This window comes from Kosakonia sp. YIM B13588 (assembly GCF_042788165.1).
Lineage (GTDB): Bacteria > Pseudomonadota > Gammaproteobacteria > Enterobacterales > Enterobacteriaceae > Kosakonia > Kosakonia sacchari.
On the sequence record NZ_JBHZPO010000001.1, the window covers coordinates 1,105,870 to 1,119,131 of the forward strand.

The 13,262-nt window shown below is 51.7% G+C and carries 15 protein-coding genes; 4 read left to right on the plus strand and 11 right to left on the minus strand.

The annotated features are described in order from the left end of the window. Positions 1–22 precede the first annotated feature (22 nt). The 8 genes from otsA to azuC all read right to left on the minus strand — a co-directional run bounded on the left by otsA (position 23) and on the right by azuC (position 7,425). Entirely contained in the window at positions 23–1,447 is a 1,425-nt protein-coding gene (gene otsA / locus ACFX4U_RS05340) for an alpha,alpha-trehalose-phosphate synthase (protein ID WP_313507703.1), read from the minus strand. Next, positions 1,422–2,228 carry a trehalose-phosphatase gene (gene otsB / locus ACFX4U_RS05345; protein ID WP_313507704.1) on the minus strand — a complete coding sequence of 269 codons (807 nt, stop codon included), beginning with the start codon at positions 2,226–2,228 and terminating at the stop codon, positions 1,422–1,424. Before otsB ends, otsA begins: the two co-directional genes overlap by 26 nt. A gap of 186 nt (positions 2,229–2,414) precedes the next feature. Continuing rightward, positions 2,415–3,395, minus strand: coding sequence for an L-arabinose ABC transporter permease AraH (araH, locus tag ACFX4U_RS05350; RefSeq protein ID WP_017458324.1), 981 nt, complete (start codon positions 3,393–3,395; stop codon positions 2,415–2,417). A 14-nt stretch (positions 3,396–3,409) separates the two neighbouring features. Next, a complete protein-coding gene (gene araG, locus ACFX4U_RS05355) occupies positions 3,410–4,924 on the minus strand; it encodes an L-arabinose ABC transporter ATP-binding protein AraG (protein ID WP_313507705.1) in 1,515 nt (504 codons plus the stop codon). 70 nt (positions 4,925–4,994) lie between these two features. Then, positions 4,995–5,975, minus strand: coding sequence for an arabinose ABC transporter substrate-binding protein (locus ACFX4U_RS05360; RefSeq protein WP_131409492.1), 981 nt, complete (start codon positions 5,973–5,975; stop codon positions 4,995–4,997). 317 nt (positions 5,976–6,292) lie between these two features. Beyond that, positions 6,293–6,850 (minus strand): DJ-1 family glyoxalase III, encoded by a 558-nt coding sequence (locus tag ACFX4U_RS05365; RefSeq protein ID WP_313509609.1) that lies wholly within the window; start codon positions 6,848–6,850, stop codon positions 6,293–6,295. A gap of 117 nt (positions 6,851–6,967) precedes the next feature. Beyond that, positions 6,968–7,219 carry a DUF2766 family protein gene (locus ACFX4U_RS05370; protein WP_017458328.1) on the minus strand — a complete coding sequence of 84 codons (252 nt, stop codon included), beginning with the start codon at positions 7,217–7,219 and terminating at the stop codon, positions 6,968–6,970. 122 nt (positions 7,220–7,341) lie between these two features. Further along, positions 7,342–7,425, minus strand: a complete 84-nt coding sequence (gene azuC, locus ACFX4U_RS05375; protein WP_017458329.1) for a stress response protein AzuC — start codon at positions 7,423–7,425, stop codon at positions 7,342–7,344. A gap of 213 nt (positions 7,426–7,638) precedes the next feature. Here azuC and ACFX4U_RS05380 point away from each other — a divergent pair, with 213 nt between their 5' ends. Continuing rightward, positions 7,639–9,063: an MFS transporter gene (locus tag ACFX4U_RS05380; protein ID WP_313509606.1), complete on the plus strand. Its 1,425-nt coding sequence runs from the start codon at positions 7,639–7,641 to the stop codon at positions 9,061–9,063. A gap of 52 nt (positions 9,064–9,115) precedes the next feature. Here the strand turns inward: ACFX4U_RS05380 and ACFX4U_RS05385 are convergent, their stop codons facing one another. Further along, positions 9,116–9,754: an RpiB/LacA/LacB family sugar-phosphate isomerase gene (locus ACFX4U_RS05385; RefSeq protein WP_017458331.1), complete on the minus strand. Its 639-nt coding sequence runs from the start codon at positions 9,752–9,754 to the stop codon at positions 9,116–9,118. 237 nt (positions 9,755–9,991) lie between these two features. On the opposite strand from ACFX4U_RS05385, the gene yecR reads away from it, so the two are divergent. Both yecR and ftnA read left to right on the plus strand, forming a co-directional pair. Then, positions 9,992–10,324, plus strand: coding sequence for a YecR family lipoprotein (yecR, locus tag ACFX4U_RS05390; RefSeq protein ID WP_305735701.1), 333 nt, complete (start codon positions 9,992–9,994; stop codon positions 10,322–10,324). A 207-nt stretch (positions 10,325–10,531) separates the two neighbouring features. Next, positions 10,532–11,029: a non-heme ferritin gene (gene ftnA / locus ACFX4U_RS05395; RefSeq protein ID WP_017458333.1), complete on the plus strand. Its 498-nt coding sequence runs from the start codon at positions 10,532–10,534 to the stop codon at positions 11,027–11,029. A gap of 37 nt (positions 11,030–11,066) precedes the next feature. On the opposite strand, the gene ACFX4U_RS05400 is transcribed toward ftnA, so the two are convergent. After that, positions 11,067–11,306, minus strand: a complete 240-nt coding sequence (locus ACFX4U_RS05400) for a YecH family metal-binding protein (RefSeq protein WP_086874031.1) — start codon at positions 11,304–11,306, stop codon at positions 11,067–11,069. Between the two features lie 66 nt (positions 11,307–11,372). Next, a complete protein-coding gene (locus ACFX4U_RS05405; RefSeq protein ID WP_313509597.1) occupies positions 11,373–11,714 on the minus strand; it encodes a hypothetical protein in 342 nt (113 codons plus the stop codon). A gap of 239 nt (positions 11,715–11,953) precedes the next feature. Between ACFX4U_RS05405 and tyrP the strand changes: the two genes are divergently transcribed. Then, positions 11,954–13,165 (plus strand): tyrosine transporter TyrP, encoded by a 1,212-nt coding sequence (tyrP, locus tag ACFX4U_RS05410; protein WP_313509595.1) that lies wholly within the window; start codon positions 11,954–11,956, stop codon positions 13,163–13,165. Positions 13,166–13,262 lie beyond the last annotated feature (97 nt).

The following is a 13,262-nucleotide window of genomic DNA, read 5'->3' on the forward strand; positions in this document are numbered from 1 at the left end:
CAAAGCGGGAGCGTTCGTTACTTTAGGCTAGCTTTTGAAAGGTCGCCACTTTACTTTGTAGCTGGCTTTGTGCGCTACGTGGCGTGATGCGCTTTAAATCGCTGATAAACCTCTCCTGCCAGTGGTGGATATCATTCTCCTTAATGACCTTGAGCATCTCCGCATGGCGCGAAATACGCTCCGCCAGCGGCATCCTTAATGCCCTGTCCATCGCCGCCGCGACATCATCGCGATCGTAAGGGTTAACGATCAGCGCCGACGTCAACTCGTTCGCTGCACCGGCAAATTGAGAAAGAATTAGCACACCCGGATTTTCAGGATCCTGGGCCGCTACGTACTCTTTCGCCACCAGGTTCATCCCGTCACGCAGCGGCGTCACCAACCCGACTTCCGCATAGCGGAACACCTTCATCAACACTTTGCGATCAAAATGCTGGTTGAGGTAATACAGCGGCGTCCAGCCAAGCTGACCGTATTTACCATTGATACGCCCGGCTTCGGTTTCCAGTTGATGACGAATATCCTGGTAGGCCTGCACTTCGCCACGCGAGGTGGGCGCAATCTGCGTATAACGAATTTTACCGTGGTGCTGAGGGAATTTCTCCAGCAGGGTTTCATAGGCAAGGAAGCGTTCCGGCAAGCCTTTGGAGTAATCCAGACGCTCTACCGAGAAGATGTTTTTCACATTCTTCAGTTCATTTTTCAACTGCGCCAGCTTAGGCGGCAGCGGCCCTGCGGCCTGCTGCGCGATTTCTTGCGGCTCAATACCTATTGGATAGACTTCAGTGCGGAAGTTTTTGCCCCAGGCAACATGCTCTTTGCCACCACGCGTGGTGAGCCGTGTTTGCATCGACAAACTATCGAGGAAGGCCAGACGATCGCTTTCGGTCTGGAAGCCCAGCAAGTCGTAATCACACAGTTGCTCAAGCAACTCGGCGTGCGGCGGCAAGGCATTGAAAATTTCCGGCGTCGGGAAAGGAATATGCAGGAAGAAGCCGATCTGGTTGTTGACACCGCGCTTACGCAGTTCGCTGGCAAACGGCAACAGGTGGTAATCATGGATCCACAGAATGTCGTCGTCTTTAATCAACGGCAGCAGCTTTTCTGCCAGTAGCGCGTTGACATCCTGGTAGCCTTCCCAGGCCTCGCGCTGGAACTTCACTAAATCCAGACGATAGTGGAAAGCGGGCCACAGCACCGCATTGGAAAACTGCGAATAATACTGCTCGTAATGATCTTCGCTGAGGTTAAAAGAGGCCCAGGTAATATTCCCTTTCGTGACCTTTTTTAGCGGTTGATCTTCGTCACCGATCTCCCCGCTCCAGCCAAACCACAGCCCGCCGGTCGCTTTTAGCGCCCCGAGGATCCCTACAGCCAGCCCGCCAGCGCTGGATTTTTTATCATCAGGCGGAGCAATACGATTAGATACTACGACTAAGCGACTCATAGCCATCTCTCCTGTTTGTTAGCGCCCGTTGTTCTTGTTGTTGATGGTCGACAAGTTTTTCAAGCCATTGATAGACATCATTTACGCCAGCCAGACGCCACATTGCCTGTGTTGCGCCAGGGCCAACTTTTATCGATATGCCGCCAAGTTTATTAACGGTTATAAATCCATGTTCGTCAGTCAGATCGTCGCCAAGAAACACCGGTTTCTTGCCGAGAAAGGGCGGCGTTTGCATAAACGCGCCAATAGCGGCGCCTTTATGAATGCCAGAGGGTTTCAGCTCGACCACACATTTTCCCGGCTGCATTGCCAGTTGTGGATAGTGCGCGATGAGTGTTTTTGCCAGGGCAAAGACCGCCTCTTCATGCTGCGGCGCCTGGCGATAATGCAGTGCAAATGCCATCCCTTTGGTTTCAAGTTCAACGCCGGTCAGCGGCGCAATGCCATGCCGGAGTTCACGTTCCAGCGGTTGTAAAACCGCTTCCGGCAAGGTCATTCGTTCGGTTCGACCATTGATATCGCGGCGCTCCGCCCCATGTACCCCGGCCAGCGGGAAACGATACGGTTTGGCGAGCTGTTCCAGCTCAGCAATTGAACGCCCTGAAATCAATGCCAACGCCCTGTCATTTAGCTCAGCAAGCAATGAAAGTCTGGTCAGCACATCTTCAGGGATAAAAACATCATCCGGGTGCGGTTTGATGTCCGCAAGGGTGCCATCCAAATCGAAAAAAAAGGCAAAATTTCCGGAAATGAGAGGCGGTATAGATAGTGCGTCTTCCACCCTGGTTTCCTCCTTACAGTGTCAGATGAGAGCCGTTTTTCATTAACGTCTCATTATCATTAGCCATGTAAGTATAGACAGTGTGACGCTGCTCGCCATTTTAAACATGACTTACCAGCCGGATTAGCGGCTGGTAAGGTCTGGAGTTACACTATAAGGTTGTGTGCAAAATTTAAGCAAAAAGCATCAAACCGTGCGTTTGGCCTTTTGTTTGTAGCGGTCGAAAATCACCGCTGCAAGCAGGATCAAGCCGCGCACAACGTATTGCGAGAAGGGAGAGATATTCAGCAGGTTCATGGCGTTTTCCACGGTCCCCAGAATCAAGATCCCGGCCACAACGTAGGAAATTTTACCGATGCCACCTTTTAGCGACACGCCACCCAGCACACAGGCTGAAATGACAATCAGCTCATAACCGATCGAGGTCATTGGCTGCCCGCTGGTCATACGTGAAGCAAGGATAATCCCCGCCGCCGCTGACACAAGGCCAGAGAGCACAAAGATAATAATCTTGGTCCTGACTACCGGCACACCCGCCAGCCGCGCCGCCTCTTCGTTACCGCCAATCGCCAGCGTATTGCGACCAAAGGTGGTTTTATTGAGCAGGAAACCAAAAATAATCAGGCAACCGACCGTCAGCCAGATAGGCGCAGGCAGGCCGAGCCAGTTTGCATAGCCGAGCGTAAAGAAGCGCTCATCTTCGATCCCCACCGCTTTACCATCAGAGATGATATAGGCCAACCCGCGCACAATCTGCATTGTCGCAAGTGTGGTTATCAGGGCGTTGATTTTCAAACGGGCGATGACAAAGCCGTTAATAAAGCCGCTCACCACGCCGAGCAGCAACCCGGCAAATACGCCAATCCACAGGCTTTCGCTAAGGTTGATCACCACCGCCGTGGTCACCCCGGCACAGGCAATGACAGACGCGACAGAGAGGTCGAAATCGCCGGAGGCCAGGCAAAAAAGCATGCCACAGGCCACCATGCCGGACATGGATATCGCCAGCCCCAGCCCTTTCATATTGACGAAAGAGGCAAAGTTCGGCACGAAAACAGCGCAACCAATGAACAGTACGGCGAATACCACCAGCATGCCGAACTGATCCCAGATGCGCCCGAAGCTGAACGCCGATTTCGGCGCGCGGGACGTAGTTAAAGATGACATCGTATTCTCCTCACTCAGGCGACAGCCTGGCTCACTTTCGGCATCGCAAGGCTCAGCGCCTGCTGTTCATCGCCCTGACCGTGTAATAACTCACCGGCTATTTCACCTTCACGCATCACCACAATACGGTCGGCGACACCGAGGACTTCCGGCAAATCACTGGAGGCAAACAGCACCGCCACACCGCGGGCCGCCAGCGCATAAACCACGTTGTAGATTTCATGTTTCGCCCCGACGTCAATCCCACGCGTAGGCTCATCGAGCAGGATCACCTTCATCTCTTCCGATAACCAGCGGCCAAGAATGGCTTTCTGCTGGTTACCGCCGGAGAGATTCATAATCAGCTGATCCGCGCCCGGCGTTTTGATATTGAGCGAGCGAATGTGGTGCTCGGCGTTTTCGCTCTCCCAACCATTATTGATGAGACACCCTGCGCGAATGTATTTACGCCGGGCGCTGATGTTGATGTTCTCCTGCACCGAGTGCACCGGAATAATGCCTTCGGCTTTGCGATCCTCCGGGCACAACATCATGCCAGCACGGATAGCATGAGCAGGTTTGTGAATATTGACCAGCTCACCGTCAATAAACACCTGCCCTTCGGTGATCTGTGTACCGCCAAACAGCCCTTTCATCAACTCGCTGCGCCCGGCACCGACCAGCCCGAACAGGCCGACGATTTCCCCGCTGCGCACGCTCAGGCTAATCGGCATACGAACTCCTGGCGCTTTCACCTGCTCCAGGCGCAGACGCTGCTCGCCATATTCGCGCGGCTGCCAGCCGTAAATATCGCCCAGCTCGCGTCCGACCATCGCCTTAACCAGTTGGTCATGATTGACCTGCTGCATATCGGTAAAGGTGCGCACATAACGGCCATCTTTAAACACTGTAATGGCGTCGCTCAGGGCAAATATCTCCTCCATGCGATGCGAGACATAAAGGATGACGCGACCCTCTTTACGCAGCTCACGGATCACCCGAAACAGGTTGTCGATTTCACGCGCTGAAAGGGAACTGGTTGGTTCATCAAAGGCAATAACTTTGGCGTTACGCGCCAGCGCCTTGGCAATTTCCACCATCTGCCACTGGCCGATGGAGAGGTATTTCAGCGGCGTTTGTGGGTCGATATCCAGCCCCAGATGTTGAAGCTGCAAACCTGCTTCATAGTTGAGCAGGGAGCGGTTCACAATGCCGCTTTTATGCGGCAACTGACCCAGGTAGATGTTCTCGGCGACGGTCATTTCCGGCACCAGATGCAGCTCCTGGTAAATAATGGCCACCCCGGCGTTCAGCGCGGCGGTGGTATCGGCGAAGGAGACTTCTTCTCCTTTTATTGCCAGCGTACCGGTTGTCGGCGCGTAGTTGCCGCTGAGGATTTTTAGTAGCGTTGATTTACCGGCACCGTTCTCGCCCATCAAGGCGTGAACCTGCCCGGCATAACAATCAAAACTGATCTCGCTGAGCGCTTTTACACCGGGGAATGTCTTACCGATGCCGCGAAACGAGAGATAAGGAGTAGACTGTTGCATAACGTCTCCGCAAAACAGTTCATTGTACGTCTGGCTCCCCGCTTATGCGGGGAGCGCAACCAACAGAGAATTACAGTCCTTTTTTCGCCAGCTCTTCTTTGAAGTTATCGCGAGTGATCAGCACCACATCCGTAACGGCGGTGAATTTCGGCGGTTCCACGCCTTTGGTCACCCAGTTGTACAGCAGCTCACTGGTTTTGTAGCCGTGAACGTCCGGGCTTGGCAGCAGAGAACCGAAGAAGCCCGTCGCCTGTGCTTTGGACAGTTCGCTCACCGCATCCACACCGTTAATGCCGATACCAATAACGTCCGCCGCTTTAAAGCCCTGCCCTTCCGTGGCACGCACGCCGCCAAGCACGGTGTTGTCATTCATGCCCAGCACCAACCAGTGTTTCACTTCCGGATGCTGTACCAGCAGGGAGTTACCGGCATCAAACGCACCGGGGATATCGTTCGATTTCGTCGGCACCTGGTAGATCTGTTTTTCCGGGAAACCGGCTTTTTTCAGCGCGTCCATGGAGCCAGTGGTACGGCGGCGAGCGGTATCCAGTTCGTTAGCCGTAATTGCCATCACGCCGGTCTGTTTCACATCCCAGCCGCGTTTTTGCATCTCTTTGTACAACTCATCGCCCTGACGTGCACCAATCTCACTCGCCGCCATCATCACTAACGGCACCGAGGTCATAGGCTCGCCTTTGGCGTTGACGAACTGGTCGTCCACGGTGATGACTTTCATATCGTAGCCGCGGGCTTTGGCAACAATTGCCGAACCCAGTTTCGGATCGGGAGTACAGATAACAAACCCTTTCGCGCCGCTGGCCGCCAGGCTATCAATGGCGTTCAGGGTTTTCTCGCCGTCAGGAACGGCGATTTTGATCACTTCAAAACCTAAATCTTTGCCTGCCTTGTCGGCGAATCTCCACTCCGTCTGGAACCATGGCTCTTCCGGTTGTTTAACCAGAAATCCGAGCTTCATGGTTTCAGCGATAGCGGATTGTGACATAACGGCAGCCAGGCCGATGGCCGCCAACGCTTTAGTGAATTTGTGCATGGTAAACTCCAGCTTTAGCATTCTTTTATGTAGGGAAAACAACTCATCAGGTCTTTTAAAAGTTCATAAAACAAGGCATTAGAGTCCATACATCACTGGAGCTCTGTGCTGGAAATAGTTTTAGCGGGAAATTGATTCTCCATAGGAGAGCGGCATCACACGGCTGAATTACAGTAATTCCGTACATAAATTCAGCGATTTATCACATAAAATCAGCCGTTTTTGTCTGACAAATAAGAAGGGTAAAAGCAGAATAATCCATAACATCAGCCAGCTTATCCTTGTGCCCGGATACAGGGTGCATCCGGGCAGAAAAATCACCAGCTATAGTAGATATGCTCGGCGTGATCTCGCGCCGCGATTTCGTTCCCTTGCAGGCGCGCGGCTATCGTTAAAGCAAAATCGAAAGCCAGCCCCAGACCTTTGCCGCTGATTAGGTTGCCATCTTCCACCACCGGCGCATCAACGTATTCGCCGTCGCGCACGTTTTCATATAAATCGCCGGAGCAAACATAGCGGCGACCTTTCAGTAAGCCGTTAGCGCCCAGCACGCGCGCAGCGGCCGAACAGATTGGGCAAATGAATTTGCCCACCGCGTCATGATGTTCAACAAACTGCAGCACCGCCGGGTTGGCGGCGAGGTTGACGCTGCCCTGCGGGCCGCCGGGCAACACGATAGCGTCATACAGCGTTTGCTGCCGCTCGGCCAGCGTGCTGTCTGCCACCATGGGGATATTGTGATAACTGACCACCGCGCGGGATTCCGCACAGGCCAGCGTTTCGACCTCTATCTGCAAGCGGCGCAAAATATCAATGGTGATAATCGCTTCCGCTTCTTCAAAACCGGGCGCCAACAACACCGCCACTTTTTTCATTCCCGACTCCTTTTGTGCAAGGTTGGTTGAATTCAGTGGCGTTATTGTTGATCAAAACAACGTTTCAAAATCCCCGCTGTGTCACAGACCGGCAGGCGCAACACAGCAAGAATAAAATCAGTGCGCTTCGCCCTGCGGAGTGAATTTCAGTTCAATTAAAGCGATGGCTTTTTGGATAGCGCGGCGCGTCACCGGATCGGCGGCTGCCGGATGGGTGGAAAAATCGATGCTTTTTAACTGGTTCGCCATTTTCTCACGCACTTCAACCGGCGCGATAACGTCGATAACATCAAGGATTTGTTTAATGACCAGCTGGCAGGCTACGACATCAGAGACCAGTTCCTGGTCAGCAGAAAGATTTTGCGACATATGAAGCTCCTTTACTAAAGGGCGTCATAGTAGCGGGAAATATCAGGCAAGAGTAGTTTTGTCCCCTTCTGTCGCCGAAGTGCGGGCATAAAAAAACCTGCTCACGGCAGGTTTTTTTATCATCAGAACATAGCGCCTGGCGGTACGTCTTTGAAAGTCTTGCAATAGGTTTCAAACATATGCTTCAGGATTTTACGCAGCTTCATCTTTTACTCCGGCGATGTGTTATGCAGGTGTTACGTCTCAATGCGCATATAATATGACCTGCATCACAAAAAGCAAGTTCAATGTGATGGAAATCACGTTTCAAAAATCAAAAATGCGGTAACTTTGTTAAAAATCCAATTATAAATCCTGCGGTTAGCGCGCTAAAATATTTTTTAGCATCCTCAATTATTTTTGCAAATGGCAGCCCCATAATGAGTGAAAGCACCCTTTCGCGAAAGACAGGAGGTCTTTCTCCCGCTGCGCTACTGGTAGCCGGCGCTTTCTTTATGGAGTTTATCGACGGCACGGTGATCGCCACGGCGTTGCCGGATATGGCAAAAACCTTTGGCGTAGAAGCCGTCGCGCTCAATATTGGTATCAGTGCCTATTTGATAACGCTTGCGGTGCTGATCCCCGCCAGCGGCTGGATTGCCGACCGCTTTGGCGCGCGCAATGTCTTCTCGCTGGCGCTAGCTATCTTTACTCTCGCCTCGGTGCTTTGCGGGCTGTCGACCAGCGTTGATATGTTTGTCTCAATGCGGATTTTACAAGGTATCGGCGGTGCGTTAATGGTCCCGGTCGGCCGCCTCGCGGTGTTGCGTACCACACCGAAACACCAGCTTATTACCGCTATTGCCACGCTGACCTGGCCCGCGCTGGTCGCACCTATTATTGGCCCACCACTCGGCGGTTTTATTACCCACTATGCCAACTGGCGTTGGATCTTCTTTATTAATGTGCCGCTGGGCCTGCTGGCGATTGCGCTGGCGTTACGCATTATCCCCAATATCCGCGAAGAGGAGCGCCGTCCATTCGACTTGCCGGGTTTTATTGCCACGTCTGTGGCGATGGTCAGCCTGGTGTACGCCATGGAGGCGTTGGGTTCTGAACATCCGCAAGGCGCGCTAACCGTTAGTTTGCTGGTACTCGGTGCGCTAACGCTTATTTTTACCCTGCGCCATTTCCGGCGCGCAACGTGGCCGATGATCCGTCTCGACGCCATGAAAGTGCCGACATTTCGCGTAACCATGTACGGCGGTTCACTGTTTCGCGCCTCAATTAGCGCCGTGCCGTTTCTGTTGCCGCTGCTGTTTCAGGTCGGATTCGGCATGGATCCATTCCACGCCGGGTTGTTAGTGCTGGCGGTGTTTGCCGGCAATCTTTCCATCAAACCTGCCACTACGCCGCTTATCCGCTGGCTGGGTTTCAAAAAGCTGCTGTTAATCAATGGTGCGCTCAATGTGCTGGCGCTGCTGGCCTGTGCATTACTGACTTCCCACACACCGGTGTGGATGACATTTATGATCCTTTATCTCGGCGGCGTGTTCCGTTCGGTGCAGTTCACCGGCGTCAGCACGCTGGCATTTGCCGATGTACCGTCGCTGCAAATGAGTTATGCCAACACGTTATTCAGCACGGCAACACAATTAGCGGTGGGCTTAGGCATTACGCTGGGCGCAATTGGTATTCGCATTGGCGAGCATGTCAGTACGTGGTTGCACATAACCGCCGTTGAGGGGATCAGCTTTCGACTGGCGTTTGTGTTTATTGCGCTGATTTGTCTGGTAGGCATGATTGATACGCTGCGGCTAGCAAAGGATGCGGGTAGCGCCGTGTCGCGTAAACAGAAAGCCTGATGCAGGAAAGGAAAAAGAAGAAAGCCGCAACAGACGTTGCGGCTTTTTATTATCAGGCGAGGACTTCGCGAACGAAGGCTTCAATCTCTTTATTCTGGCAGTTTTCAAAGAAGCACTTCTGGAAACGCTCACCAGAAACGGCGGTTTTCACCAGTTCACGGTCGATCGCACGCAGTGTATCGAGATAGTTCTCTTTTACCACTGCCGCTTTGACCTGGTTCAGAATGCCCGCGTTGCGCACCTGCGGTTCTTTGCGCTCCGGCGGGTAACCTTCCCCTTTGCGGCCAGTAAAGGCTTTCTCAAAGATAAAGCGCACGTTCAGTTCCGCGCCCCAGCCAAAACCTTTCGCGAACGGCAGCGCCAGTGCGTTACCGTTGTTGATCTGCGCGAACAGGAAAGCATCCGCCGGATCGATACAGTAACCGCACACCACACCCGGATGGATATTCAGTGACATCAGCGCGCCCTGGCCAGTGCCACAGCCGGTTACCACGAAATCCACTGCTTTGGCATTCAGCAAAATACTGGCCATAATACCAAGGTGGATATAGGTCAGATGGTGGTCGTTCTCATCGCTCATCCCGACGTTAAATACCGGGAAATCTTTCTCATCGGCAACCGTCTTCAGCTCTTTGAGGATGATGGCGTTTTTCGCCGCCTGGCTGTTTTCCATCATCAGTGCAATTTTCATTTTAGATCTCCTGTGACATGCTTCAGATAGCAAAGGTTGGGTAAACCTTACTACCTGACAAACATACTTTCAAATTTAATGAAAAATGGTTTTAAAAATCAGAAGCAGGCTCACAGTTTTTGCTCTTCGTGCAATGTCGTCGCGATTAGTAGAGGCTGTTCGGCGGGTTATTCTGTCGATTGCCTGCAAATCAACGCGATAAGATGAGATCATGCCAAAATGAAACAGAGTGATTTCATGAAGAGAATAGTTGTAGCCGCCTCGCTGCTCCTGCTCGCGGGATGCACGATGACGAAACAAGCGGAAGTCAGTAGCGTGGATACCATCAGCGGCCTGGTACGCCTGAGCTATAACCAGTCGATGATGCAAACTGCAAAATACGACGCTTACACCGCGCAGGGGACTGCTAATAAACAGTGCCAGCAGATGGGTTATGCCACCGCAGTACCTTACGGTCAGCCGGTGCAAACCTGCAGCCTGATTAGCGGGTCGGTCTGTATGAATACGAAAGTGACAATTCAATATCAGTGCCGTGGCGTGGCGTTTACGCAAACCAAACCGACCTGGTAAATTCTTAAGCCAGTATAATTCTACTGGCTTATCTTTTTATTAAAAATAAAAACAATTCTCATTTATTTAATTAATCCCCGCCAATGCGTGTTATTCTCATTCTCTTCTTAATACATTTATTTTTTATTTTACCTTTTGCAAATAATTAAATAACAAATTATAGTGAGCGCTCCTTACGCCTGATAATTATATTTATGGAGTCGCGCCATGTTAAAAGCAGAGATGATCGAAAAATTAAATGAACAAATGAATCTGGAACTGTTTTCTTCCCTGCTTTATCAGCAGATGAGCGCCTGGTGCAGCTACCATAGTTTTGAAGGTGCGGCCGCGTTTCTGCGTCGTCACGCACAGGAAGAGATGACGCATATGCAGCGCCTGTTTGATTATCTGACTGACACCGGCAGCCTGCCACGTATCAATACCATTGAATCGCCGGTGGCTGATTATGCTTCGCTCGACGTTCTGTTCCGCGCAACGTACGAACATGAACAACTGATCACGCAGAAAATTAACGAACTGGCACATGTCGCGATGACCACTCAGGATTATCCAACATTTAATTTCCTGCAATGGTATGTGGCGGAACAACATGAAGAAGAAAAACTGTTTAAATCAGTGATTGATAAATTAACACTGGCAGGTAAAAGCGGCGAAGGTCTCTATTTCATCGATAAAGAACTGGCGACGCTGGACACGCAAAACTAATATTACGGGCGGTAAAGAAAATTCTTTACCGCTTATATTAATGCCTGCAAATTTTACTTTCGTGAGTAGAAAAACCCTCTTCCGCCGGAATAAACTTTCCGCGTGACGCCAGAAACGCGACCAGTTCAGCCGCCGTCATTCCTTCCGCTGAGCAAGTATGAAAACGCGCCGCTTCGCCAAACCGATGAATAATTGCCGCCGTCAGACTCTCGTTTGAGTAGCGCTCGCCTGTTTCAATCATCATATTCAACACTTCATGACCGTGAATGGATGTCATAGATCCTCCCCGAAAAAGATGCATTATAAATTCAGCATTTCAAGCGGGTGTTGCGCTAAAACAGGTTTACATGCATCCGGCACAACTGGTACAGCGCCAGTCCTGCTTATTCACGGCATGGTAAAAGTAGCGATAATTTGCCGTTTCCAGCGGGATACCGTTTGCGTAGAACAGATCGGTCAGCCAGTCGACGTTGTCAATAATCCACTCATCTTCCGGTAAGCCCTGAGCGAAGGTTTCATCATCCGGGTCAATGATCGAATAGATTGCCCACGTCCCCATATCCTTTTCCTGGCAAGGCTCTGGCAATGCTATCTCTGCCCCTTGCCAGCTAATTTCCCAGTGACCGTGACAAAGCAGGTTGCCGTTGCGCGTCCATCGTGCTGTAAAGGGATTAGTCTCCGGCATTGCCAACCCTCAATATTTTTGAAAATTTAGAATATTTTTTAAGTTACGCTGAATTGTTACGTAAAAACATCCTCCTGATGAAGTAGGCAAATCCGACAATTTCTCTGTGCAGACGCCCTAAGAAACCCCTCGTAAAGAAATGAATACAGCGCATGTAACGGTTGTTTGACGAAACCACTGATTTGCCTTACTCTGCGCCGCATCTTGAGCTGGCAGTGTGTTTTATTACAGAGGAAAGCGTGAAGAATCGAACACTGGGTAGTGTTTTTATCGTCGCCGGAACAACCATCGGCGCGGGAATGCTGGCAATGCCGCTGGCAGCGGCAGGCGTAGGTTTTGCGACCACTTTAGTTTTACTTTTCTGCTTGTGGGCAGTGATGTGTTACACAGCCCTTCTTCTGCTGGAGGTTTATCAGCATGTTCCGGCAGATACCGGGCTTGGATCGCTGGCCCGGCGTTATCTGGGGAAATATGGTCAGTGGGTGACAGGCTTTAGCATGATGTTTTTGATGTATGCGCTGACGGCGGCATATATTAGCGGCGCAGGCGAATTGCTGGCAGCAAGCATCAGTGCGTGGCTTAACTTGTCGCTTTCGCCCATTACCGGCGTGTTGCTGTTCACTCTCGTTGCCGGTGGCATAGTGTGCGCAGGAACCTCCCTGGTCGACCTGTTTAACCGTTTCCTGTTCAGCGCTAAGCTCTTGTTCTTGGTAGTGATGCTGGCGCTGCTAATGCCACATATCCATAATGCTAATTTGCTGACCATGCCGCTGGAAAAAGGTCTGGCGCTGTCTGCCATTCCGGTCATTTTTACCTCGTTTGGTTTTCACGGTAGCGTCCCAAGCATCGTCAGTTATATGGGCGGAAATATTCGTAAACTGCGCGGGGTGTTTATCACCGGCAGCGCCATCCCGCTGGTGGCCTATATTTTCTGGCAACTGGCAACGCTTGGCAGTATTGATTCTTCGACCTTTATCGGGCTGCTGGCCAGCCAGGCCGGGCTTAACGGTCTGTTGCAGGCATTACGCGAAGTGGTGGCGTCGCCACATGTTGAGTTAGCGGTACATCTGTTTGCCGACCTGGCGCTTGCAACCTCTTTCCTTGGTGTATCGCTCGGTCTGTTTGACTACCTTGCCGATTTGTTCCAGCGTCGCAACACTGTCGCAGGGCGTTTACAGACAGGCGCGATCACTTTTCTGCCACCGCTGGCGTTCGCGCTGTTTTATCCGCGTGGCTTTGTAATGGCGTTGGGCTATGCCGGTGTTGCACTTTCCGTGCTGGCGCTGTTATTGCCTTCAATACTGGCATGGCAAAGCCGCAAGCATCATCCGCAAAGCGGTTATCGCGTACTCGGCGGCAAACCGGCGCTGTGTCTGATTTTTGCCTGCGGCATCGCGATTATTGTTATTCAGTTCTCTATCGTCGCCGGGTTGTTGCCGGAAGTCGGTTAATCACCGCCATCAGGTGTGAGTGCTGGCATGTTCAATGTATATGCTCACACCGCCCTTCCCGCCATTAATGATCAACATCCTGTTCACTCCCCACGAC

Bases quoted from the DNA above. Each gene is read 5' to 3' on its own strand.
- ACFX4U_RS05405 (WP_313509597.1), bottom strand. From the start codon at position 11,714: ATGCCGGAGACTAATCCCTTTACAGCACGATGGACGCGCAACGGCAAC.
- ACFX4U_RS05370 (WP_017458328.1), bottom strand. From the start codon at position 7,219: ATGTCGCAAAATCTTTCTGCTGACCAGGAACTGGTCTCTGATGTCGTA.
- ACFX4U_RS05360 (WP_131409492.1), bottom strand. From the start codon at position 5,975: ATGCACAAATTCACTAAAGCGTTGGCGGCCATCGGCCTGGCTGCCGTT.
- azuC (WP_017458329.1), bottom strand. From the start codon at position 7,425: ATGAAGCTGCGTAAAATCCTGAAGCATATGTTTGAAACCTATTGCAAG.
- ACFX4U_RS05400 (WP_086874031.1), bottom strand. From the start codon at position 11,306: ATGACATCCATTCACGGTCATGAAGTGTTGAATATGATGATTGAAACA.
- otsA (WP_313507703.1), bottom strand. From the start codon at position 1,447: ATGAGTCGCTTAGTCGTAGTATCTAATCGTATTGCTCCGCCTGATGAT.
- araG (WP_313507705.1), bottom strand. From the start codon at position 4,924: ATGCAACAGTCTACTCCTTATCTCTCGTTTCGCGGCATCGGTAAGACA.
- ACFX4U_RS05385 (WP_017458331.1), bottom strand. From the start codon at position 9,754: ATGAAAATTGCACTGATGATGGAAAACAGCCAGGCGGCGAAAAACGCC.
- ACFX4U_RS05365 (WP_313509609.1), bottom strand. From the start codon at position 6,850: ATGAAAAAAGTGGCGGTGTTGTTGGCGCCCGGTTTTGAAGAAGCGGAA.
- ACFX4U_RS05380 (WP_313509606.1), top strand. From the start codon at position 7,639: ATGAGTGAAAGCACCCTTTCGCGAAAGACAGGAGGTCTTTCTCCCGCT.
- araH (WP_017458324.1), bottom strand. From the start codon at position 3,395: ATGTCATCTTTAACTACGTCCCGCGCGCCGAAATCGGCGTTCAGCTTC.
- ftnA (WP_017458333.1), top strand. From the start codon at position 10,532: ATGTTAAAAGCAGAGATGATCGAAAAATTAAATGAACAAATGAATCTG.
- yecR (WP_305735701.1), top strand. From the start codon at position 9,992: ATGAAGAGAATAGTTGTAGCCGCCTCGCTGCTCCTGCTCGCGGGATGC.